General features: G+C 42.5%; 12 protein-coding genes. All 12 read right to left on the bottom strand.

Annotated elements, in window-relative coordinates; translation table 11 throughout:
* Nucleotides 1-471 precede the first annotated feature (471 nt).
* The 12 genes from AB9H30_RS06295 to AB9H30_RS06240 all read right to left on the bottom strand — a co-directional run bounded on the left by AB9H30_RS06295 (nucleotide 472) and on the right by AB9H30_RS06240 (nucleotide 26215).
* Entirely contained in the window at nucleotides 472-3324 is a 2853-nt protein-coding gene (locus tag AB9H30_RS06295; RefSeq protein WP_371193802.1) for a family 78 glycoside hydrolase catalytic domain, read from the bottom strand.
* Nucleotides 3325-3390: 66 nt separating this feature from the next.
* Nucleotides 3391-6213 carry a family 78 glycoside hydrolase catalytic domain gene (locus AB9H30_RS06290; protein WP_371193801.1) on the bottom strand — a complete coding sequence of 941 codons (2823 nt, stop codon included), beginning with the start codon at nucleotides 6211-6213 and terminating at the stop codon, nucleotides 3391-3393.
* A gap of 156 nt (nucleotides 6214-6369) precedes the next feature.
* On the bottom strand, nucleotides 6370-7278 hold the full coding sequence (locus tag AB9H30_RS06285) for a hypothetical protein (RefSeq protein ID WP_371193800.1): 909 nt from the start codon (nucleotides 7276-7278) through the stop codon (nucleotides 6370-6372).
* A gap of 37 nt (nucleotides 7279-7315) precedes the next feature.
* Entirely contained in the window at nucleotides 7316-10990 is a 3675-nt protein-coding gene (locus AB9H30_RS06280; protein ID WP_371193799.1) for a glycosyl hydrolase, read from the bottom strand.
* Nucleotides 10991-11120: 130 nt separating this feature from the next.
* Nucleotides 11121-13523 carry an alpha-L-rhamnosidase N-terminal domain-containing protein gene (locus tag AB9H30_RS06275; RefSeq protein WP_371193798.1) on the bottom strand — a complete coding sequence of 801 codons (2403 nt, stop codon included), beginning with the start codon at nucleotides 13521-13523 and terminating at the stop codon, nucleotides 11121-11123.
* Nucleotides 13524-13761: 238 nt separating this feature from the next.
* Nucleotides 13762-16542, bottom strand: coding sequence for a family 78 glycoside hydrolase catalytic domain (locus AB9H30_RS06270; RefSeq protein ID WP_371193797.1), 2781 nt, complete (start codon nucleotides 16540-16542; stop codon nucleotides 13762-13764).
* 43 nt (nucleotides 16543-16585) lie between these two features.
* Nucleotides 16586-17677, bottom strand: a complete 1092-nt coding sequence (locus AB9H30_RS06265) for a Gfo/Idh/MocA family protein (RefSeq protein ID WP_371193796.1) — start codon at nucleotides 17675-17677, stop codon at nucleotides 16586-16588.
* Between the two features lie 16 nt (nucleotides 17678-17693).
* On the bottom strand, nucleotides 17694-19088 hold the full coding sequence (locus tag AB9H30_RS06260; RefSeq protein WP_371193795.1) for a hypothetical protein: 1395 nt from the start codon (nucleotides 19086-19088) through the stop codon (nucleotides 17694-17696).
* Nucleotides 19089-19109: 21 nt separating this feature from the next.
* On the bottom strand, nucleotides 19110-20261 hold the full coding sequence (locus tag AB9H30_RS06255; RefSeq protein ID WP_371193794.1) for a Gfo/Idh/MocA family protein: 1152 nt from the start codon (nucleotides 20259-20261) through the stop codon (nucleotides 19110-19112).
* A gap of 41 nt (nucleotides 20262-20302) precedes the next feature.
* Nucleotides 20303-21004 (bottom strand): DUF1080 domain-containing protein, encoded by a 702-nt coding sequence (locus tag AB9H30_RS06250; RefSeq protein WP_371193793.1) that lies wholly within the window; start codon nucleotides 21002-21004, stop codon nucleotides 20303-20305.
* Between the two features lie 206 nt (nucleotides 21005-21210).
* Entirely contained in the window at nucleotides 21211-24258 is a 3048-nt protein-coding gene (locus AB9H30_RS06245) for a TonB-dependent receptor (RefSeq protein WP_371193792.1), read from the bottom strand.
* A 574-nt stretch (nucleotides 24259-24832) separates the two neighbouring features.
* Entirely contained in the window at nucleotides 24833-26215 is a 1383-nt protein-coding gene (locus AB9H30_RS06240; protein ID WP_371193791.1) for an NAD(P)(+) transhydrogenase (Re/Si-specific) subunit beta, read from the bottom strand.
* Between the last annotated feature and the right edge of the window lie 9 nt (nucleotides 26216-26224).

The following is a 26224-nucleotide window of genomic DNA, read 5'->3' as shown; positions in this document are numbered from 1 at the left end:
AATATACAGTTTAATGTCTTTTGATAGGGGCATTACTGATATGTAACAGTTTCATCCGTTCAAAATGAAACTTCATCGACGGCAATTGGCAACGATGCTTCCATAATACCGCGTGGTGAGCATCATTTTTAGGCTCAGGTCCAGCAATCATTTGATTACCCTTTTGGGTATTAATTGCCTTAGCAGAGCGCCCATCAAAGAAGCAATTGCATTGCCATGGAACTTCACCTAGATCCTCGAATTGTAAAATCCAGCCATCACTGTCTGGCTGGGGTTTTCCCATTTTGTTGAGAGTTTACACGCTGTGCTTGCATATTGAAGCCAGCGGTATCTGTTTTTTCTGGGCAATTCGTTGCACAGCCAGAAGTTATGAGCGCAGCCGCTAGTGATAGTAAAAATATTGCTTGGTAATTAACATTTTGTTGTTTATTAAACGGTATAATATGATCAGGCGTTTAGCAGACCAAACATCTATTTTATTAGAATTCTATAATGGCCTGAATTAACCGCGATGATCTGAGAGTTTTTAATATCTTGAACCCTCATTAAATCCTTTTCTTCTAAAACTTGGCCGTTAATAGTAACTTGTTCTCCCAAGGCAATTTTTCGTTTATCTTGAGTATATTGCCATGTCGGGATCTCAATCTGAGCTTGTGTGTTTGGCGGAATAGTGAGGTCCATGGCCAACACACCATTGCTGAACTGCCATTTAGATTTTATTGTCCCATAAGGTGATTTATATTCTGCTTCAGCAGATGTTAAATGCGCTGAAATTAGCGGTGCAATGCGAATTTTTTTATAGCCCGCACTCAGTGGGCTTATACCGGCGATGCGATCATATAACCATTGACCAATTGCGCCGTACGCATAATGGTTGAGTGAGCCAGCTCGATCGGCATAACCTTTATCATGTGTGTAACCATCCCAGCGTTCCCACACCGTGGTTGCGCCTTGCGTTACAGAATATAACCATGACGGATAACTTTGTTTAAACACTAAATCAAAGGCAATATCAGCACGGCCAATTTTATCTAATACAGGCGCGATCAGTGGTGTACCCAAAAACCCTGTACGTAAATGCCCATTTGCAGCATCAAAAGTGGCTAGTAAATATGGCACTGCTTTTTCGGTCATCTGCTTATCTAATAAGTCAAACCCTATGGCTAACAAGTAGGCTGTTTGTGCTTGTTCTCCAACCTGTAATCGTCCGTTATTAGCAAAGAAATGTTCTTGAAATCTTGCTTTAATTTGAGCCAATAACCGGCTGTATTTTTCGATATCCGCCTGTTTGTTTAATACTTTCGCACTGTTTAACGTGTACTCAACTGAACGAGCGTAAAAGGCGGTTGAGATTAAACTGTTGTCTGTTTCACCACGGCGTGAATCTTCTCGTTTTGAGTAGGGTTGCAACCAATCACCTACCGTCGACATTTCGCTAATACCGTTTTTTAACTGGGTTTGATGATATTGGATCCAGCGGGTCATCATCTCGTAATTTTCAGCGAGGATTTTTTTATCACCAGTGCGCCAATAAATATCCCATGGAATGGTGACTGCCGCATCAGACCAACCTGCTTGGGCAATTTTACCCACCTCATTAGGAACAACAACAGGAATACTGTTATCGTCAAATTGCTCTTCACGAATCGATTGTAACCAAGCAGACCAAAAGGCATGACTATCAGCAATAAAAAGTGAGGTGTTGGCAAAAGCTAAGGCATCACCAGTCCAGCCTAAGCGCTCGGCACGTTGTGGACAATCGGTTGGAATATCCAGAAAGTTGCCCTTTAAACCCCATTCAATATTAGATTGAAATTGGTTTAATTCTGGGTGGGAAGTGGTGAATTTACCGTTTATATCAAAATCTGTGTGTTGTACTACGCCCGTTACCCATGAAAGCTCAGGTTCAAATGCAGGGTCAAAACCACTGAGTTCCACAAATCTAAATCCATGAAAGGTAAATTGCGGTTGCCACTCAATCACGCCATCTGCTTTGGCGGTATAAAAATCTAGTTGTTTGGCGCTGCCTAAGTTTTCAGTAAACAACGAACCGTCTTTATTGACTCCTTCACCAAATCGTAAATGTAAAGTTTGGCCCTTCTTCATTGGCAGTTTTATTTTGGGTACGCCGACCATATTCTGGCCTAAATCAAATACTGTTTTACCATCAACTTGTTGGATAGCTGATGCAGGTAATTCCTGTTTGTTTTTCGAGGTGAAATGACGTTTGGGCTGCAGTAGCACTTGTGGCTCTAATGCCGTTGTTGTCACGTTTGACCAGTTCGACGCATTATACCCCGTTTGATGCCAAGCGCGGTGTTCATCAACTAATTCATAGTTAGCATCATAACGCTCACCATCATATAAGCCAGAGCTACGAATAGGCCCATTTTGTGTGGCTTGCCAGTTATCATCGGTGATCACCATTTGTTTGCTGCCGTCGCTGTATTCAATTTCAAGTTGGGCTAACGCTTTGGGGGTGAGATTTAATTTCTTATACCAATGACGTTTCGGGCCAAAACGGCCGGCATACCAACCTTCTGCCAGCTGAATACCAAAGGTATTATTTCCTTGTTCCAGTTGCTCTGTTACATCATAAGTTAAGGTTTCAATACGTTTTTTATATGGTGTGTAACCCGGTGTTAAAATGTCGTCACCAATACGTTGACCGTTAATAAAGGCTTCAAATACACCTTTGGCGGTAATGTATAGTCGCGCTTGTTTTACCGTTTTATAGTGATTTGAATTGATGTCAAATTCAGTGCGTAAATGTTGCGGGATATGAATCGGTGTACCGTAACTATTTAGTTGGATTGGTGCTGTTTGTTCGATTTCAATCCACCTTGCCACCCAATCACTGTTAGACAATAAACCTAATTCAAAGTGTGCAACATCACTCCAGTTTGATACCTTTCCTTGTTCATTCCAATAACGCACTTGCCAGTATACTTGCTGCCTTGAACTGAGCGCTTTACCTTGATAATCAACAAAAGTACTTTGCGAACTTGTAACAACATCGCTGTTCCATAAGTCTGCATTATTGGGCAATGATTCTGCCTGACTTGCTACAACAATTTGATATTTAGTTTGGGATAAAGCTGTATTGCTCGGCTCGAGCTGCCATGAAAAATTGGGTGTTGCATCATAAAACCCAATTGGATTTTTAAAACCTTCATTGATCTTTAAGCCATGAGGAGCGCTTGTTATTTCGCCATCATCATTTAAGCTACAGGCAGTTAAGAACGTGGCAACGATCAGCATCAACAAAAAGGGCAACAGAGAAAAGTTAACTTGCTGATTTTTTATTGTTGTCAGGTTGGTCATAGTGGTACTCTTTTTTATTAATATGTTTTTATTAATATGTTTTTATTATGATTGGTTTTGTGTTGACTAAATCTGATGAACCAACCCTGTTATTTGATAAAACCCAGGTAATTTCTTGTTAAGAAACTGCTTTTTCAGGCCATCATTTTCGGGAACTTTAATGCCATTAATTTTGAGCGATTTCACCTGCGACAAATCAAAATTGGCGTGACTATTTTTGGGAATAGTAACCTGCATATCTAGCTGACCTTGTGTGATACGCCAGGTAACACTTACCTCTCCTTGTGGTGTTTTATAGCTACCGCTAGCCTGATTTAAGCGATGGTTAAATTGCGGTTTAATGGTGATTTCTTTAAAGCCTGCACTTGCGGGGTTGATGCCTAAAATGCCTTCATAAAACCATTTCGCCACTGCACCATAGGCATAATGATTGAGCGAATTCATGGATTCTTTACTAAAACCGTCTTGTAGTGAATATGAGTTCCAACGCTCCCAAGTCGTGGTTGCGCCATTATTGATAGAGTAAAACCATGAGGGGTAGGTTTCTTTAAACAATATATCAAACATCAAGTCGCTACGGCCTATGCTTTGTAATACAGGGGCTAATAAGGGCGTGCCTAAAAACCCCGTGCCTAAATGTTTATCGCTGGCTTCAATCGTATCCAATAAATATTGCTGTGCATTTTTAAGGTCTTGACCCTCAAACAACCCAAACGCCAGTGGCAACAAATAACTGGTTTGCGTTGACGCACTTTTTACCTTTGTATTTTCATCAAAAAACTGTTGGCGAAAGGCGTGTTTTACTTTATTTAAGGTCTCAGTATAGGTTGTGGCATCGTCTTCATAACCCAGTACCTTGGCTATTTTAGCGGCGTAATCTAATGAGCGTGCATAATAGGCAGTCGATATTAGGTTCTGTGGTGTTTGTCCTTTTTTAGCGTAAGGTTGCAACCAATCTTTGAAGCCACGTAAACTCGAAGTGTATTGTTCTGACTTAGATTGATGAAATGCTAGCCAACGCTTGATCATGTCATAGTTGTCTTGCAAAAATTGTTTGTCGCCATTTAATAAATACAACTCCCAAGGAATGATCACGGCAGCGTCACCCCAGCCAGCAGAGGCTAATTTACCAAAGCCATGCCCCTTGTTTGGCACAAAGTTTGGTACACCGCCGTCTTTTGCTTGAGCTTCTCTGACCGACTGCATCCATGCCGCCCAAAAGCCATACACATCAGCCATGTACATTGACGTTGCGGCGAATACTTGAGCATCACCGGTCCAACCTAAACGCTCATCACGCTGTGGGCAATCGGTGGGAATATCTAAAAAGTTGCCGCGCAAGCCCCAAATTACGTTCTCAGAGAGTTTATTTAACTTGGCATGAGAGCTTTTAAAATTGGCATTCACATCAAAATCTGAATGCAACACCCGACCTTTCACCCAACTTAAATCAGGAATTTTAGATTGATCAAAGCCTGAGACTTCAACATATCGATAACCATGAAAGGTAAAGGTAGGTACATACTTAATCTGGCCTGATTGAGCGGGTGTGTAGTAGTCGGTTGCTTTTGCGGTACGTAAATTTTTAGTATAAAAAGTATTTTTATCTAAGGCTTCAGAAAAACGAAAGGTCATTTGTTGATTTTCAATACCAGGCAGTGATAATTCAGGCACGCCCACCATGTTCTGCCCCATATCAAACACCACGACACCCGGTTGTGGATTAGCAACTTCAACAATATTGACCGCTGGGATAGTTAATTTTACTGCCGACACTTGATGGCGTTTTGGCGCTAACGCTACTTGTGGTTCGATGGTTTCGGTGATCACTTTGTTCCAATTATTAGCGGTAAAATTAACCGTATTCCAACCCGGCATTTCATGGTTAGCATCATAGGTTTCACCATCATAATTACCGGCAGCGCGAATAGGGCCATCAAGAGTCACTTGCCAGTTTTTGTCTGTTGTTACAATTTGCGATGAGCCATCACTATAGGTAATTTCAAGCTGTGCTAACAAGGCTGAAGGTTCAACTTTTAAGGATCTTAACTTTAAATAACGGCCGCTATGCCAGCCCTCGGCTACGGTGGCAGCGAGTACATTTTCGCCTAAATTAACGAGTGAAGTAACATCATAGGTTAAGGTTTCAATACGCTGTTTGTATGGCGTCCAACCTGGAGTCATCACATCTTCCGATACTCTTTGACCATTAACATAAGCGTTAAAAATGCCTTTTGAAGTAATGTATAAACGTGCTTGCTTGATGCTAGGTTTAACTTCTGTCTTTTCTAAGTTGGTATTGTCGTGGGTTGTAAAAGACCTTCTTAAATATTGTGGACGATAAACTTTGTTCGTTACTGTTTTAACTTCTTTAGTTTTATTATCGGTTACATCAAATGTGACCGTATCACCGTTTTCTGGATGACGGATCCACTGGCCCTGCCAATCATCATTTGACAATAGTCCTAATTCGATTGATGTCGGTTCGCTCCAATTAGAAACTTGATTATCTTCATCCCAAATGCGCACACGCCAATATACTTTTTGACGAGAAGATAACGGGGTTCCTTGATATTTTATCCAAGCATTACTGGCGGATAATTGTTTTTGACTATCCCATATATCAGCCTGGTCAATGCTAGCCCTAGTAGAGGCCACTTGAATTTGAAATGCTTGTTGAAATTGATAACTTGCCGTTGGTGATATTTGCCAAGAAAAACGAGGCATTGATTCATAAAAGCCGATAGGTTCCACAAAGCCCTCACCGACTTTAAGTGCGATGGGCGCCGAAACATTACGGGTGTTATCAGTGATAAAAGTACAAGCGGAAAATAGAAATATTAAGCCAAGCGTTATGCTAAACCTTGTATTGCGTGATTTTTTTAACATAGTGTAAAACATAAGGGACTCGATTATAAATTATCGGTTAGTGTGCCTTCGCACTAACGAGAAAAGTCGCGTTAGTGCGAAGACGTCTTGCTGCTATTGCTAACCGTTAGTGTTTAATTTCAGCTTGTTTCTCAGGCTGATATATGACGCTGTGCTTTATTTTATTGATGCGCCAGTGACTAAAATCACCACATCTGCAGGTACTTCGGAGCGACCAACATAAATCCCCCACCTAAAGCCTATTTGTTTAGTTCGCGGCCATTGACCTTTACCTACGGATTGTTCATCGATGAACATTTCATAATCCAAGCCATCATCTAAAACCTTCATATCAAATGGGCGACCTATGGCATTGCTTGAAATCATTTTACGTTTGCTTGAATCCTCGCGAGGGTAAAACCATAAGGAGCCTTTACTGTCTACTCGCAACATTACTGACCAGTGATCGACGTTGTTACCTTTAGCTTGAAAAATAGAACAATAGTGAGGGGCGACACAACCTCCCGATTTTAAGACGGTAAAGCGCGCGCCAAATTCACGTACAACACCTGGCTCAGGTTGGCTGTTCTGGCTTGGAATAAAAGTTTCAACGCGAGCGGCATTTTTTCGTTTGTTTGACGTGTTGACCTCACCCTGAAATAAACGAAATATTTGCGTATTACCGTCTTCTTGATACCAACGTGACCATTTAGCAAAGTCACCACTGTTTAGTGCCGAGTGACCCAGCGTATGCAAACGCATACCTCGTTTAACCGCGTCGATAGGGTTATTGGCATAGAGGCCAGTTTCAATAAGCTGATTATTAATGTTGACGGTCGCCCCCAATGAGCCATGGGTAGTAAAGGTGCCTAAGGGTTTTAAATCGTCAGATTGTAGTAGTTGTTGCCAAGTTTTATCTTGACCCTTTAGGCTATATAACTGCTCAAGCGAATAGCCTTGGCTTTTAATCACGTCTTCATGCTGCAACGCATTAATTACCGTTGCTTGTTGAGTTGAACAAGCGGCTACCAGGCTACATGTCGCTAGCATAAACAACCCGGTAAACATTTTAATTTTTTGATGCATGGAAATTATCCCTTTATTTTTTAGCTATGTTGTAACATTAAAAGGTAGCTTTGCGGATTGGTGTTATCGTTACCGGCCCGATCAACCCTGATCGTTGCAAGACATCTTCTTCAGATATTTTTGCCTCAAAGGTTACATCGGTAGTAAAGCTTTTAGGCTGTTTACTATCAGGAAATTGTACGGGATATTTTAAATCGCCTATCAAACGGTTTAACCAGGTGGTTGCTACTTCCACGGTTAAGGTATTGTCGCCCACTTGTGCTGTATCACTGATGTCGACGCTCAGCGGTCTGCTCCATAGTTCACCTAAGTTCTTACCATTAAGGGTTACGCGAGCGATGACGCCCACTTCGCCCAGATCAAGCTGCAATATTTGATCATCTCGTAACATGTTTTGGTCAAGCGTAAAGGTGGTTTGATAACTGATTTTTCCTGAGTAATGTTGCAAGGCCACAGACTTCATATCAGTTAAAGAGGTTAATTTTGATAACGTTAATTGACTGGGCACATCACGGTTTTCTTGTAGTGTTAATTGCCATGGCTGATCTAGCGTGACCGTTGCAGGGATATCATTGACCTGTATCGCGTGTATATCACCATCGGAAGTGGTTATTTGATATTCGCCATTTTTACTAATTTCAAGCTCCGTAGCACCACCTTCGTTAAACTTCACCGGTAAGTATATAGTTTGATCTTGTTTGCTAATACTTTTGATACTGGTTTTGGGGGATTTTGCTTGCGCATGATTCGAGCCTGAATGCTTTTCAAACACAAAAAAGCTCGACTCTAAGCCTTTTAAAGTTATGGGTGTACTGATGCGGCGGTTATTGTTTTGAGTATTGAGTAATTCAAATTGGGCAATATTATTAATCTCGCCAGTAACTGCATCCCAGCGTTGTGGCTGTATGTGTGATGACGAAGCTGTACTGCCATATTCGTTGTTCATTCTAAAGCTTGGTGTTATTTCAACCGATTGTTCTGACTGATTGGCGATAAAATAAATATGGTGCGTATCGCTACTGCGATGACTCCAAAGCACGTCTTCAGGCAAGCCACTTACATCTGGCGGCGTACCTAGTTTATTTAGTACGCTGGCTAGCTCTGCTTTGGTGGTGTTGTTATAAAATACTTGCCCCTTACCGTAGTTCGCTTGTGTAACTTGCTCGCCATCAATGTTTTGCCATAGCGCCTGGCCAATTGTTTGTACCGTTTGGTCGGCAACTTGGAAGTTTTCTAAACTAGGCGAACGGCTTGGTTTAGGGCCATAAACCGCACCCCCTTGTTTCACTAATTGCTGAATTTTTTCTAATACTGCAGGGCGCATGGTGTCTAAATTAGGTAATACCAATAACTTAAATTTCATGCCGTCAGGTAAGTGATATGCATCATTTTTAAAGGTTAACCGCTCTAAAATCACTTCGGCATTAATGAAGTCGTAAGAGTAACCAGCGGGTACGGCAGGATTAATTTCACCCGTCATTTTAGGCGTGTCTTCACCAATAAAGTACATAATGTCGGCTACGTATTTACCTTGCTGCATCATATAATTGGCGCGTTTTATGTAATCAAGCCAACTGCCCATAAAATCAAACCAAGTATTATTGCGGTTAAACTCTGATCCAAACCAAGCATTTACGCCAGGAAAACGGTCATCATAAGCTTGATGGATATAAACGTGTAATAAGGTGTGGTTAATACCTTCAACAAACGACCAATCACCGCGCTTTTTAAAATTCCACGGATGGTTTTTAAAGCTAGTATCACGACCTGAAGTAAAAGACTCAGACATCACAGTTTTTTGGCCGTAAATATGCGCCGCCGATGAGGCCGCTTTTAGCTCTATCGCGCCTAAATTACCACTAGCCCAAAATTCGCCACTGACAATATCAGCTTGACCACCATACTGTAAAAACTCGCCTGGGAACCCCCAATGACCGTAGTTTTCCAACCAGAGTTTTAACCCGTGTTTATTGGCTCGCTCTTTCAGCCCTGCGGTATATTCATAAGCAACACCATCAGCAACTAAGCGCCGAACGTCCCATAAAAAACGTTCGCTTTGTTCAACACTATTGACGGCGCGGCCGCTATAAACTGGTAAAAACGGGATCGGATCGTAGCCATAGCGTTGTTCAAATTTTTGTGCAAAGCCGTCGGTCCAGTTTTGTGCACCTTTCTCATAACTGTCGACCACGGCATATTTTAATGCGGTACGATCTTCCGCTGGCGTAGTTTCTAGAAATTTTCCGATGTACGCATCAAAATGGAACTGAGCGATTTCTTTGCTAAGTTTGTCTATTTCTGGCCCTCGTGCTGGGCCACTTGAAGGGCCGTTTTCAGTGCCAGTAGGACGCATAAAATACCGGACGATAGTCCAGTCACCTGCTGGCGCTTGCCAAATAAGCTTACCATTTTTGACATGTTTGGTGATATCGACTACATCATTAGCGCTAACTAATAATTGTGAGTCGTCGGCTTTTGTTGAAAGGGGCCATTGGTAAGTATCAAATTTTGGCAAAGGATTAGGGAAAACTTTCGCCAACCTCTTTTCGGCATGACGTTCAAGTTTGTACGCTTTTGATAAAACAATATCTTTAAATCCTACGGGTTCATCGGGGTTCTTCTTGCGGCCAAAGTTAAAGTCTTTAAAGGTTAAACGAAAATGTTTGGCATCAACTACGGGAAAGGTAACAACAATAGGCGCGTCATGATCAGGACCTATGGCAGCCATATCTCGTGGTCGTTGAACATCAAAGGTTTTGATTACTTCAAATTTACCAAGTTTATTTTTGGCTGAAAGACTGGCTTCGGTCATAAAGCTATTATGCGGATAAATTTCTAACGTACGCGCTTGAAAAGACTCATTATGGACTAAGTCTATTTGTAATTGGCCAGCACTGCTTGGACCTTTACGTTGATGGTTTATCACTTCTAGTGGCAAGGTATAGGTGCTGCTGCGGTCACCATCAAAAAGCGCATCAACCGCTTGGTTAGTTAATACTGTCTTGGTTATGGGGTTAGTGATGCTGATTTGGCTGTTGGCAGTCGTTAATTTATCTTGCTCAAAAATAGGGGTTTTAAACGCTAATACGCGCACATCTTGAAAGAAGCTATGCTGTTTTTCTGCAGGGTCGGTTAACGTCATGTTGAGTTGTTGCGGTCCAGCAACTTGAAGTTCGGTCGAATCTAAATAACGCATTGATTTATCAAGGGTAACCCAAGGCCCGCCTGATTGACTCCAACCTGGCGAGTTGAATAAACCAATATCGATATTATATTCAGCGGCTTTTTTGACGGCAAAACGGACATGATCCCACCACGGTTCAGTAAGTGCTTTTACGTCACCTTGTTTACCTTGTAAATGAATGATGCCGATGAGTGCGGTGTTAATTCCGGCTTTTTGCATCGCGGCTAAATCTTTTTCAATGCCGGTTTTTGAAATATTATCACTGACCCAGTACCAATAGACCCAAGGCTTAACTTGCTCGGGTGGTTGTTGGAAATTAGCTTTTAAAATATCGGCTGGGGCTTGATAAAATTGCTCAGCTTTTATGCTGTTTTGGATTTTAACATCATCGTTTTGAACAACAGGTTCTTTTACTGTGCCTTTGCAAGCAGACAGAAGTACAATACTTGCGAGCAAAAGAGGCAAGCGACACTGCTTAGTAAAGTGTCGAGTAAAAGCGCTTGGAGAGTGTCTGGTAAAAGTATTCATTGAGTTTCTCGTTTAGTTATCTAATAGTTAGGTATACACAAATCCAATAGGTATGCGTCATGCATCAAATCGTTATGCCTCATATTTTTTAAAACAGCGGCTGATAGAGGTTAATTCAGGCCAACAATTTTTATTGATTGGCTTCAATCACCCAAATGCCAGCAGCAACTTCAAATTTAAGATATTTGTCATTTTCACCAACAAACTTAATACCATTCATTTGTTTAGGTTTCGACTCGAACGAGCTACTTTTCCCCCACACCAAGTCACCATTAACGCTTACACTTTTAATGTCGAAGTACTGCTTTGGAATACCAACCAATGCGCTGGTCTCAGATGGTGAATCTAGGGTAATAGCAATTTTTTTATCATCCCGTTGGATTTCAAAATCAATGTCACCTTGCACGCTTGGCACTAGCTGCTTTAACACTTTCATATGCGCCATATTCGGCATAATTTGATAGGTTTTCCAAGCTACTGACGTGGGTTCAATACCAGCTATATATTGACTTAGTACCGTTGCAGGTGCGTTCCACGCGTGGTTTTCAGTGCCTTTTCCCGTTAGGTATTCAGTTAAGGTTGAACGCTCTTTATTATCCACTTGGGCACCGTAACGCTGTTTCATTCGGCTAAGTGCATCGTCATACCGACCCGCAATGGCCATCGCGTTGTAAACCATCCACTCGAAATGTGGGCTGGCAAAGTGATTGGGCACTAACACGTTATCCACAATTTGCTGATACTGTTCGGGCTTGGCTAAACCAAATAAAATAGCAATGCCATTGGCTCGGTCGTCTTTTAATTGTTGTGGATTACTACTAAAGAAACCCTCTTGCCAATAGTGTTTTTGATAGGCGGCTTTAATTGAATCAATGCGCTGGTTATACATAGCAATATGCGCATTATCATCTAATGCCAGCGCCATTTTGCGTGCTGAAACTAGAGCGCTGTAATAGAGTGCATTTTGTATGGCATCGTAGTCGATGGTGTCTTGTGGGCCCCAGTCGGTCCATTTCCAGGCGCCCGCTCTGAAGGTCGCTAAGCCGTTGTCCTTAATATCCCACAAGGTTAGATACTTATGTACGTATGGGTAGGCGTAAGCAAGGGTTTCTTTATCGCCCGTGTTGTAATAGTAATGCCAGATCCCTTGTTCGATAAATTGCAAACTTTGTGCAGGAAGCTCACGAAAACGGCCTGGGCCTAGTCCAGCAAATATACCCGATTCAGAATCACTAAATGCCATGGTGACTTTAATTGCTTTTTTCAGTAAATCGCGGCCTGGTTTATCCATTGAATAGAATAAATAACTGGCTTGATCGGCAACATCACCAATCCACAACCCTCGTTCACGGTCGGGGGTATCCATAAAGTTGTCACGAGCACAGATGTAAAGCGTGTTTTCTGACATTTGCCAAATGCGCGTATACCAGTCATCGTCAGATTCAAAGTGCCCTGGTGTAGAGCCAACGCCAGTCCAGCGATATTTTAAAGCATGTACTGTTACGCCTTTAGGTATGTTGTATTCAATTATGCGGCCATTGGTCCACGAATACGACTCAAACTGCTGTCGACCTTGTTTGGTAGTATAAAAGGTATCAATGGTGCTTCGAGTCATATTGGACTTCACATGAATTTTTTGTCCTGCATCAGCTTCAATATCAAAATAAGGGGTGTAGTTTTTATTTAAATCTAGCTGACATTCAATTTTTTTGCCGTCACTGACAAAGGGAAATTTCGAATCTGGGTAGTTGATACAATTGGCTAAACCATAGTTAGTCAGAGGCGGTATTTCACTTGGGAATAATTTAAAGAATGGCTCTCGGGGAGGAAAACGTTTCGTTTTAGGGTTTTTCCACTGGGAGTCATCAAAGCCCGGCATATACCAGGCGAGCTTAGTCCAATCTCCTAACGCTTGATTCGCATCATACTTCACGCTCCAAGCGGCGATACGGATGGGGTTTGTTTTAATAAAATCCCGTTGATAAGCCGCGTGATTTATCGCTTTCCACGTTTTGTCTGATACGATAGTTTGCACACCAACTTCTGCCTGAAACAGAAAGCCACCCGTCATAGCCGAGATATGCGTACCCTTCGTACCATTATCGCCCCAGTACCAAGCTAATGCGGCAATGGTATTTTTACCTTTTTTCAAGTATTTCTGAATATCAACAGTATCGTAATACTTATTAGAGGCAATCGCATAATTATCAACACGCACAGAAGCCTTTACCGGGCTAGGCCCGCCAGTAAAACCACCTTCGAAGACCACTAATTCGCCATTGATCCACAACCAATATTTAGTATCAGCGCTAATGTAGGCAACCGCTTTATCGCTGAGTTGGTCAATAGTGACTTCTTTACGAAATGCGACCCAAGAGTTGGGAATACTGGCTCTTTCATTGCTCCAAATCCAGTCTGCTGACCAACTTACAGAGTTATCGGTTTTCAAACCACTATCTGCCGCACTCGCTAATGAAGCAAAAAAAATTGAAAAGCTCACGTATATAAGCCAGTGAAATTTAAATAGGTTCATGATGTTCCTTTGTCTAATATCATGTTTTATTATTTCCTAGCTGTTATTTTTATATTATTATCAATAACTTGTTTGATCAGTTCTATAAGCTGAAAAATAGAATCTTATGCATTGTCTATAAAAAGAACGGCTCTGAAAATGGACATTTGCCGCTAAAATATCCGCGCAAAACACACTGCAAGCGTCTGGCCTAATTGGGCCAGTGAGTATCAAAACAAGCCGTAAAGTAACGCTCGCGCTAGAGTAAAATACGAGCCTCAATGGCGTATTCACCAGGGGGTAACTCACGCAAGCTTTGCAAGCTTGATTTTGCGCCATTTATGGTCAAACTTGCTTGCTCAGCACTTGGTAAAACAATGTCAGCAGTGGTGTTTTTCGGCACGGTGACTGTCATCATCAAATACCCTCCCTGCATTTCCCAGCTTACGCCCACTTCTCCATGTGGCGTGATATACCCGCCTTTCGCATGTGTAAGTTGAGGGCCAAACTGTGGGGCAATATTGATTCGCTTAAAACCGGGCTCAGCGGGCGTAATCCCCAAAATACCTTCATAAAACCAGCGTGAGACAGTGCCATAAGCATAATGATTTAACGAGTTCATGCCCTGTGGATTAAAACCCTCTTCAATGGAATAACTGTTCCAGCGCTCCCATGTGGTCGTTGCGCCATTGTTGATGGAGTAAAACCAAGAGGGATAGCTTTCTTTAAAAAGTAATTCATAAACAAGGTCACTGCGTCCTTCCGCCTGAAGCACTTGAGAAAGCAGTGGCGTGCCCAAAAAACCGGTGCGCAAATGCGTGTCGGCTTCGTCTATTAAGCCAATGAGCTTTTCTAGAGCTAGATGGCGTTTATCTTGCGGGAATAAGTCATAAGCTAAGCCAAGCAGATATGTGGTTTGGGTCTCAATCCCATCCAGAAGGTTTAAATTTTGATCAAAAAACTGCTGTAGAAAAGCTTGTTTGATTTTATCGTGCAGTGCGCTTAGTGAGCTGATATCGGCGGTTTTATTGAGTACTCTGGCACTATTTAAGGTAAGTTCAACCGAGCGCGCATAGTAGGCTGTGCCAATCAAGCTGAAGTTAGTATTGCCCCTATTACCATTGTCATCCTCGTTTAAGAGAATAGGATGAGGCTGCAGCCAATCACCAAAGGTGTTCATGTTAGAAATGTGATTTTTGCTTTTCTTTTCGTGAAAATTAAGCCAGCCTTTCATCATGTCATAATTATCAGCAAGTATGGTCTCATCACCGGTAAGAATATAAAGCTCCCAAGGAATGATAGTCACAGCATCACCCCAGCCTGAGGATGCAAAGTTTATCCATTCTATGAAAGGGATATACACTGGAATTTTACCGTCTTCCCCTTGCTCTTCGCGAACGCTTTGCAGCCATGCCGACCAAAAGCCATACACATCGGCCATGTACATAGAAGGGGTAACAAAAACCTGCGCATCCCCTGTCCAGCCCAGTCGTTCGTCACGTTGCGGGCAATCCAGCGGAATATCATAAAAGTTACTTCGCATGCCCCAAATAATGTTTTGGGTAAGCTGGTTTAATTTAGGATGCGAGCTCTCAAAACTGGCATGTAAATCAATGTCGGAGTGTTGAACTAATGCAGTTGCCCAATCTTTGCTTGGAGCTTGAGCAGCATCATGACCAGAGATTTCAATGTAGCGATAGCCATGATAGGTAAACGTTGGCGTATATTCGATATGGCCGGAACTGTTTGGCAAAAAATAATTAGTTGATTTTGCACTGCGGTAATTTTCAGTATAAAACTCGCCTTTGTGCAGAGCTTCTGCAAAGCGAACCTTTACCTCCTGCCCGTCTATCACTGGGATGCTTAACTTAGGTACGCCCACCATATTTTGGCCAAAATCAAAAATCACTATGCCGTTTTCATTACTCACGATTTCTTTCACCGACATTTCTTCGCTTATGCGAATGGGTGCATGACGTTTAGGCTTAATGGCAATATTGTCGCCTAAGGTTTCGGTAATAGCCGCTACCCACTCACTTTGATCAAATGATGTGCTCGCCCAACCTGCCATTTCCTTATTCTGATCGTATTTTTCTCCGTCGTAAATACTGGCAAAACGAATCGGTCCGTCTAGGGTGGCATGCCAGCTATCATCGGTCACAAGCGTCTCAACTCTGCCATCGCGGTAGGTAATTTCTAGCTGCGCTAAGAGCCGAGCGGGCACCAAATGGTCTTGTTCAACAAACTTCGCCATGCGCATCGCATACCAACCGCCAGCAATACTCGCCGCCAAGGCATTTTCACCCTGTACTAATCGCTCGGTCAGATCATATGTTAAAGACTCTATGCGCTTTGCATAAGGCGTCCATCCTGGCGTCATCACATCTTGCTCAGATACTTTCTCACCGTTTATAAAGGGCGCAAATAGGCCCTTAGCGCTAATGTATAATCGTGCTTTTTGCACCTCACCCTCAACGATAAAGGTTTTACGTAAATACTGCGCAGTGGCAAGTCTTTCTTGAGAAGGTTGCTTGACTAAATCTGTATCAGGATGACCTATCCACTTTGCTTGCCAATCTTTATTGCTAAGCAAACCAAGCTCAATGGTTTGTACCTCGCTCCAAACCGATGGCTGATCGTTTTCATCCCAAAGACGCACGCGCCAAAACGCTTTCTGCCGAGACGACAAAGGCTCTCCTGCATATCGCAACCATGCCGTTTCGCCCGAGGACGTTTTTTGGCTATCCCATAAATCGGCCGTGGTGTTTAACAAATCCACGCTACTGGCCACTTGAATTTGATAGGCACTTTGCGCCATAGACGCAGAATCCTCGGCCATTTTCCATGAAAAACGCGGCAAGGACTCATAATACCCAAGGGGGTTCTCAAATCCTTCGCCCACGCTCAGCGCTGTTGGCGGCTTTGGTGCGTTGACTTGCTCAGGCTCTACTTGTTGTTGACAGGCACTCAGCGCAATCAAACTTACGCACAATAGGCCGAACCTTATTAGCTTTTGGAAACCTTTGTTGTTTTGTAACATACTTACCTCTTCGGTATTAGCAAGCTTACTGCTATTGCCATATTTAACTTGTTTGATTTTGTGTATCTGCCAATCGCTGCGCAAGCATGCTGAGTTCGGCAGCCTTAAACACATGAGCTTGAGTCATTGAATTCTCAGTTCTGTGTATGCAATCTAAAATAAGCTCTCCAAAAAAAGGAAAGCTAGATTGCCCTAAACAGTCGATTTCATGTTCGCCGTCTGCATCGCTTAAAAACACTTTTGACGCCGGTGCTTGGCGTCCAATATCGATGTATTTGCGGCATTCTATTGTACCCTTGGTGCCCATAATAAAGCTGCGACCATCGCCCCATGTTGCTTGTCCGTCTGGCGTAAACCAGTCGACTCTTGCGTAAAAAGACACACCATTGCTTGCAGTCATCGATACTTCACCAAAGTCTTCAAGCTGCGGTTTATCTGCGTTGGCAACGTTGGCAACCCTAGCAAAATTAATGCTGGCTTCTTGCACATCCCCATAAGTCAAAAATTGCTCAACCTGGTGGGAGCCTATATCGGTTAATATGCCGCCATATTGCTGTTTATCGAAAAACCAATCGGGGCGCTTTTCCTTTGATAAACGATGTGGGGCGATGTTTATGACCTGTATCACCTCGCCTATCGCACCTTGTTTTATAAGCTCACCGGCATGCCAAGCTGCCTCATTGTGTAAGCGTTCAGCGTAATACACGCTATACAAACGCTGAGTAGTTTTTGCTATCTGCTTTATTTCAGAAAGTTGCTCTAAGGTCGTAAAAGGTGATTTATCGGTAAAATAGTCTTTACCTGCCAACATTACCTGCTTGCCAATATTTGCACGTAAATTGGGGATGGCTGCCGACACCACTAATTGTGTGCTGTCGTCGCTAAGTATTTGCTCAAAACGCTCGGCGACAATCGCTTGCGGATACTTTTGACAAAAATCCTCTAAGCGCTTTGGGTCGCTATCAAATACATATCTTAATGTCGCGCCTGCTTGCAACAGGCCATTTGTTTGTCCGTAAATATGCCCGTGATCTAAATACGCCACGGAAAAGAAAAACTCATTCGGCTGCACGACCGGTTTTGCATTGCCTAGCGGTGCATAAGTCGCCCCGTCTTTAATATTTGTTTTTTGCACCTCTACGCTCCACGCATTAAGCTAAATTGACCCACACAGAATAGGAGACACTCGCAAACACCGTCACAATGCACACCGCCATCGCCAGATTAAATAAGTGTCTTTTCAAGCCCTTTGGCATAGCACTGCCAAGGTAATTGGGTCGATTGTGTAAAATTGCCCAGCCGATATACGCAACAGGCAATAAAAACCCACATATGGCAGCAGTGGGTAACACAACATAAGGCCCCATTGATGCCCAAAAAAAGATACCGAGCACCGCTGGTGTGGGTGCTAATAAAGCTAATTTGTATTTTAAGCTTCCCTCTTTCCATTTAAACATTGCCGCCGCAGCTGAGCCGCAGCAAAGCATATGCATAACCAAAGAGCCCACCGCCATACCCAAAATACCAAAGGCAAATATCAGCCGACTGGTAAGCTCACCTAAACCTGCAGACATAAACATCGTGCCAGCTTCAGTGGCGCTTACCCTGCCCTGTATGTCTGAACCGCTGTCAAAAAATGCACCAGCTGCTGCAATAGAAATTAGACCTGTGACCAAAATATATGGCACTACCAGCCCTACCCCAATATCATAGCGAGACAAAGTGACATGTGCTGGTGTCCATTTTTTATGCAGCAAAGTAAAGCCATAAATAAAGGTCATATTTATGCCTACCGCACTGCCCAAAGCAGCCATTAATATTGTGACACCTTGGGCATCATCAGGCAGTGAGGATGGGATATATCCGGTGAGTACGGCGCCCCAATCAACTTTACCTTTAAGACTGGCACTCACAACTACCCACAAAAAGGCGACAATGACTAAAGCACTGAGTACCTTGATACCCGTTTCAAATATTACAATGGTATTCACTTTGCCACTTCGAGACTGAGTGTCGCCGCCAGTGCGTTTACCGTAATTCCAAGCAGTAAAGCCACACAAGGCCCATACTGCAATGGCGAGTATCAGCAAATACACATTTCGTAGACCATGCTTATTGTGGTCCACTGAAAATCCTGTAGACACTACAATAATCTCTTCTAACATCGCAGCGCTTAAAGGGTAATGTGCAAAGCCCCAAATGATGCTTGAAGCAAAGGCCGCAAGTGCCCAACTATAGGCAATAGGACGATTAACATGTTTTTTCATCGACTCAAACGGCGACGTTTGGGTATGTAAGGTTTGATAAGAGAGTGCAAACAGCATGACGCAACCAATTAGCATGGCCACCGGCTGTACCCATAAAAACTCATAACCATACAGCGCGCCAATAGTTAAAGATGTAACCGCGCTACCTCCCCCTAGGGTCATCGCGCCCTGCAACCAACCTGGGCCACTCAGAGATAAATATGTGGGCACTCTTGAATACCAAGGTTTACTGCTCAGTGCGATTAACATGGCCGCCTCTGAATCAATTCTGTTTTTCATGCAACTCCTTGTATTCACTTATCATCGGTACGATGCCGACATATCTATTTTGGCTTGTCGCGTAGATTTTGCTCGCAAAGCAGAGCCCTTTATTTTTTCATTTAAGCGATTTTGATAAACCTGCCGATTAAGAGGTAGAGTCACTGATTGATTTGTCCATGTAGACAGCAGCATGGCATTTGCCATATCTAACGAAGCTAAGCCATCAGCAGCGGGAGCAATCAATGACTCACCCTGCAATATTGCTTGCACAAAATTATTCATTACCGCCGCGTGCTGGTTGACACTTTCTTCAATACGAATCACGCTAGTCTCTGATAGAGGTATGCCAAACATATCATTGGTTTGCTGATTAAACTCGACGCTGCTTTGGCTATTAATAATGACGCTTAGCTGCCCGTCATCAAACAACAAGGCGCCCTTATCACCCACAATTTCAAAACGATTAAAGCCTGGCGCTTCGCCGGTAGAGCCTATAAACCCTCCAGTCGCACCATTTTGATAGCGAAAAAAAGCACTGACTTGGTCTTCCACTTCAATATCATGATGCTTGCCAAATTCGCAAAATGCGCATATTTCAGAGGGCAATCCGCAAATCCATTGAAACACATCGATGTTATGAATAGCTTGATTGACCAATAGGCCTCCCCCTTCCCCCTTCCAAGTCGCGCGCCAATCACTGACCTGAAAATAAATCTCTGGTCTGAACCAATTCGTCATGGTCCAGTGTGTGCGCTGAATATCGCCGAGCAAGCCACTGTCGACAATCTGCTTCATTCTTAAAAACGTGGGATCAGTCCGCTGATTTAGCATCAAGGCAAATTGGGTACCTACATTTTGATATGCAAGTAGCTGCTCTCCCTCATAAGATGATAGGCCCATAGGTTTTTCTAGCATCACATGCAGTCTTTTTTGCAGTGCGTATTTTGCGACTTCAAAATGGGTCAATGTAGGTGTTGCAATAATAATGGCGTCGATGCAACTAGCATCAATCATCGACTTATAATCGGTGTAATGGCTAACGCCAAGCTCTGCTGAGAGCGAACTTGGGCTGCGTGAACAAATAGCCACGAGATTTGCACCTTCAACGCGATTGTTGACGATATTGTTGATATGTTGTTTCGCGATATTGCCGAGGCCAACAACACCAATATTTACTGTGTTTTGCGTCATAGCTTGCTCAATTACTTATTTCGCTTATGTGGATAGGGCTGCTAGTCAAGCTCAGTGATAAAAACATTTCGAAATTTCACTTGATTATCTGTTTTGCCGGTCTCAATCAACTTTTTGCTGCCGTGATGCTGCAAGGCAATAAAGCCCTCGCTATCGGTGCTGTCTAGAACATGCGTGGTGAGGATGTCATTCACAAAAATTTTAATTTCGTTACCCCTGCATTCAATTCTGTAGCGATTCCACTCCAGGTGTTTGTAGGCATTGGCCAATTCTTCTGTCCACTCAGGAATGAAGTTCTTTATAAATTTTTCGTCTGGCTGAGAGCGCGTTGGGTGAGTTGGATGCAACCATTGCCTGCGCCCTTGATCAAAAAACCCTCCACTCCATCGGCGAGTGCTTGGGTCCACCTCAGCTTGATATCCTATCGCGACAACTCCGCCTTCTACTGGTTTTGTTTGCCCACGAAACAAAATGCCGGAATTACTATATTCTTCCACATCTGGTAATAATATCTCTGCGGTCAATACAAAGTTTTTATAGGTTTTTTTAGTGCTGTAGAACCAGTTTTTTGTAGATTCTAAGACCAGTTCGCCGTTGCGATACTCAGCGACTCCGTATGAATAGATATTTTCAAATTGCGAAAGCTCCGCATCGAGCAAGTTTTTTGGTGCTTGAGTTGAAATACATGCAAAAAGGTGAGTCAAGACGAATAGTAATAATGACCTTCTCAGTAGTGAGACCATAGTTCCCTCCAGAAGGATTAATTTAAATGACATATAATGATTGATTATGAGCGAAAATAATCTTTATTCCAAGTAATTAATCATATTTATGTAACAATAATTTAACGTTCTGTTATGACGACCTCAGACGCTAAAAAGCCTAACGAAGCACAAAACATCCAGTTTTGTTTTCATTAGGCTTTGTAGCGTTATTTAACAATTAATAATTAAAATGTGTAAGTAGCAAAGATTTGATACTGGCGGCCAGAGTATCTTACACGATGTATCGCATCTTCATTACCTCCAATAAAATCATACTCTTGACGGTTGTTTAAGTTAAATGCATTTAAATTTAGCCTTAAGCTTTTGCTCCACCTATAGGACGTAGATAAATCCAAACGGCCACCAGAGGTCTGAGAGCGAGCATCACTACCTAGGAAATTTGGATCACCACCACCTGCGCTTAACAATTTTTCGTCCTGCCAGTTGTATGCCAGTCGCACAGAAATACCATCGTTTTCCCAATAGGTAATAAGATTGTATGAGCGCGGCGCAATACGTGTCATTGGCGGAGCGTCATCACCCTCGTCGGTCGTTACATAAGTATAGTTAAATACACCACCAAAACCATTCCATGGGTACGGTAAAAAATCTAGCTTTTGTTGTATCGCAAGCTCATACCCGTTTACATCAATTGTTGCATCAATATTTGGATACTCTCGAATGAGAACTTCGCGATTTTCAGTAATATCACCGGTTTGAGGGTCTGTAAATGAACCAACCTCTTGACAAATAAAGCCACCGTCTGGCTGGTCAAGTCTTTCTAGCGCGCCGACTAAACCATCAAATTGTGCTTCGTTACCAACAGGGCAAACCGTTTGTCTATCGCCAAACAAGTTTGTAATTTCTTTCCGAAAATAGCCAATTGAAATGGCACTACCACTTCGGTTATACCACTCTAATGATAAGTCATAGCTTTTTGAGGTATATGGCTCTACATCACTTCTAGGATTATCTATAGTAACGCGGTTTGGGGTCGAATTAATTGTACCGCTCGGGGTTTGAGCACGCAGATTCGGACGCACTAAGCCTTCTGCATAAGCAGCTCTGAGGATTAAGTCGTCTTTAAGTTCAAGCGAGGCGTTAAATGAAGGCAAAGTATGTTCATAATCGTTATCGCTAACAAAGGGAACATCTTCACCATCAATAAAACCAGAGCCAATTAGGTCATTTTTGGTTTGAACATGACGCACACCTATATTACCAGAATACAACATCCCGCCAATTTCACCCTCAAAATCCGCCATGATATACGCTGCATTTATTTGTTGCTCAACCGAGAAGTTGTTAGTGTAAAATTGGTTTCGTCCCCCAGCAGTGCGAATGAACCAGCCGGTATCTCCAGCAAGTTCAGCCCCCTCAGGAATGTCTCTGTCGCTTTGCAATAAGGTTCTTAGATTCTCTGAATCAAGGACCCTCCAGCCATTGTTAATATCGTAATAACCAGGAAAGTCACCATTAAAATATTCTGCCTGATTATCAGAGGTTAAGGCGTCTCGCCAAATAGTTTCTTCTGATAAACCTGAGGTATTGATACCGCCAGCACCAATTCGAAAATCGTCATTTCTTAACTCTTCATTCGACTGACGAATACCAAATTTAATCGAACTCACTTTAGCTAAATCGTTGCCAAAATCCACAAAGCGCGTTGCATTGGCTTCGAAGCTATTGAAATCACGTTCTGGACGATCAACTCGGCCATTTACAAATAGCCTTACGTCTCTTCCTCCATTTACCGTTCTATCAAGACGAGTATCAAAATTCGCTAACGCTACGCTGCTCCATTCACCAGAATAAATAAAGTTATCCCAACCCAACAATGAAGATGACGCTGCACGTAAGTCACCATTTCCGGTATTGATGGTGCCAGTAATACCTGTGGGTTCAAAAGCATTATTGTTTGCTGAAGTAAGGTGGCGGACATCAATACCTTCATTAATAAATTCGTTACTTGCAGTTGACGCACTTATTGTGCTGTCAATTACCCAGTCATCGTTGACATAATTGCCGTATAAAAATACGCCTTTGGCCTCTTCAGTATATGAGAATAAGCGGTTAGCGGGGACCCAAGTCACATTGCTTAATCTAACTTCATCTACAGTATAAATTGGCGTACCGTCTGCACCGTCCGTCAAACGCACAGGATTCCCTAATAATTCGACTGACTGCATAACTTGACCAGCATTTGGACCGCGGGTGAACCTTGAATCGAGCTGAGAGCGAATCGAAAAGTTAACGTCTTCCATATTACTCTCATCAAGCACTCGTTTTGTATAAAGTAAGTTAGCGCCCAGTTTGATATTTTTGCTCGCCTGCCACTCAATATTCCCTGTTGCTGATAATCTATCTCCGCGCGCATTTTCTGTTATTTGTCTTGCTCGAATGGGCGCATAAATGCTTGCATTTTCTTCCAAACCATGTCGTTGAATAAACTCAGCAACGTTTGCGACGTTTTCATTAACAAAAGCGCGGTCATCCCAGTTTGCAGTATCACGACGAAAATTCTGCTCAGAACCCGCGACCTTTACCGCAACCGCAAGCGTGTCTTTAATTAAGTGCTTTGTACCTGAAAGCCTGAATTCATTGTCCCAAGCTTGTGATAGTTCCTCGTACCTTGTCCCCAAGCTAAAACTATAGCGACCGTCTGCTTTTGTAAGTGCGCGTTGTAACTTTTTATCTACGACACCGGCTATACCACCTTCTTGAATATCCGCCGTAGGGCTCTTAATAACAGTAATGCCGTCAAATACACTTGCTTCAAATGAACCGAAGGGATTTGTACTACCGACAAGATCAGCAGCTCTACTTGGAGTAGCAAACGATTGTCCTTCAGCTGTTGTTTGAACAAACCCGCTTCCTAGGCCGCGTAAGCTAATTTCTGAGTTGCGTTGTGCATCTTCAGTATTTAATTGAACTCCGGGCAGCAACTGTAGTGCTTCGCCTAAATCTAATGCTGGTAGAGAGTCAATGTCGGTTGCAGAAATTGCATCAACGATAGATTTCGCAGTCCGCTTTATATTGAGTGCATCCTCTAATGAGCTCCTAACTCCTTTGACTTCAATTATTTCAGTTTCTTCTTGTTTCTCTGTATTAAGCGCAGTATTAACCTCTTGTGCAATAATTGATGGAGAACTGACGCTTAAAAGGATACCCGTTAAACTGCAAATGAACATTGAGCAGCTTCGATTATTTTGATTAAACAATGTTTTTTTCATTATAAACCCCTAGATTCCAGATAATTGGGTTAATTAAATATGTGTTTTACTTCACATGCCTTATTGATAATTAAATGTTTAACAATAAATAAATGCTTAATCTCCATACATTAAAAGTCAAAATCGCTCATTAAAAGTACTCACAATTAATCATTCGGCGCCATTATGCGCCTAAAAAAACTTTAATCAACAAAATGTTAACGCACTGTATGAAATTTGTTTTAGGCCACGTATACAGAGGGATGTAGAGAACATTGCCACTAACAAAAGAGGGGTATTTTAGGACTGTAATTGCGCTGACTGAAAATGACTGAACTAGCCGAAAGATTAGCTGGGATTGACAAATCTACTTTTTATATATAATTCTGAAGACATATTTAGAACGCTGGGCGACAAAAGTAGCTCGAAGTATATGCAAAACGACCAATTTAATTACGCCAGAGATGATTAAATGCTTAGATTCACGTTGTCAGTAATCTGAAAAATCCGTACAGCGGCCAATCCATTGATGTTCTAATTCATATTTTCAATGGCTTAGCCGATGTGCGTCTTGGAATAATCAATTGTTGAATTATCAATCTGAAAATTGTTTTATGATCCCGTTTATTGTGGTTTTCGCATCACCAAAGAGCATTCTGGCATTTGGCTTGAAAAAAAGCGGATTATCTACACCGGCGAAACCTGATGACATGCTACGTTTTAAGATGAATACATTTTTTGCGAGATCTGCATTGATTATTGGCATGCCAAAAATTGGGCTACCCTTTATGTCTCTTGCCGCAGGGTTAACCACATCATTTGCGCCAATAACAATTGCGACATCAAAACCTTCCATGCGGGCATTTACTTCATCCATCTCGAGTAATATCTCATAAGACACATCAGCTTCGGCTAACAATACATTCATGTGACCGGGCATTCTTCCAGCAACCGGATGGATACCATATACAACTTCTGCTGCATTTCTTTCCAGCAAGGCCTGTAGTTCTTTCATTGCATGTTGCGCTTGCGCCACTGCCATCCCATAGCCGGGAATAACCAATACAGATTGAGCCGCCTCCAGCAGGTAGAAAGCATCTTCGGGCGACATGGGTGTCACTTCCCCTTCAATTTCAAAGGTTTTATCTGTTGGATTTGTAAAACCAGAAAATAGCACATTGCTCAGCGACCGGTTCATCGCTTTGCACATAATGCTGGTCAAAATAATTCCACTCGCACCAACCAAAGCACCAGCCACAATTAATAAATTATTGAATACAGCAAACCCGGCAGCACAGGCCGCTATACCTGAGTAGCTATTAAGTAGAGAAATAACCACTGGCATATCCGCACCACCAATGGGTAAGACTAGCATCACGCCCAAGACCAAACACAACACAACAAATACGCTAATCAAATTGAGACTTTCTGGCCAGAGTGTTAAAACGGTTGTAAGCAACACAATGCACACTAATAAGAAAATATTTACAAAAGCCTGACCTTTAAAGACTGTAGAACCGCTGCTGATCACCCTAGGGATACTGCCGCTTAGTTTTGCCCACGCGACAATGCTACCCGAAAAGGTGATACTGCCAATCAAACTGGTTAACAACGCAATCAGTATTAAATAGGTTGATAATTGAGAATTGTTCAATAGTAATGCTAAAGCGACCATAAGACTTGCTAAGCCGCCTACGCCATTTAGCAAAGAAACCATTTCTGGCATACTTGTCATCTCGACTTTTTTGGCAATGACTACGCCAATCATGCTGCCCACAACAATCGAAACAATAATCAACTCGTAAGAAATAATGCGCTCATTAAGCAAGGTCGCGAGGATCGCAACAAGCATACCTATGGCCGATAAAAAGTTTCCTTTTCTGGCACTCGCTGGGTGTCCTAAAAGTTTAAGTCCGACTATAAATAATATGACACTTATGATGTAGACGGCATTAATGATTAAATTTATATTTTCCATAATGCGCCC

Origin of the sequence: Glaciecola sp. SC05 (genome assembly GCF_041380235.1) — a bacterium.
GTDB lineage: Bacteria > Pseudomonadota > Gammaproteobacteria > Enterobacterales > Alteromonadaceae > Glaciecola.
This window is presented reverse-complemented; position numbering and strand designations above follow the sequence as displayed.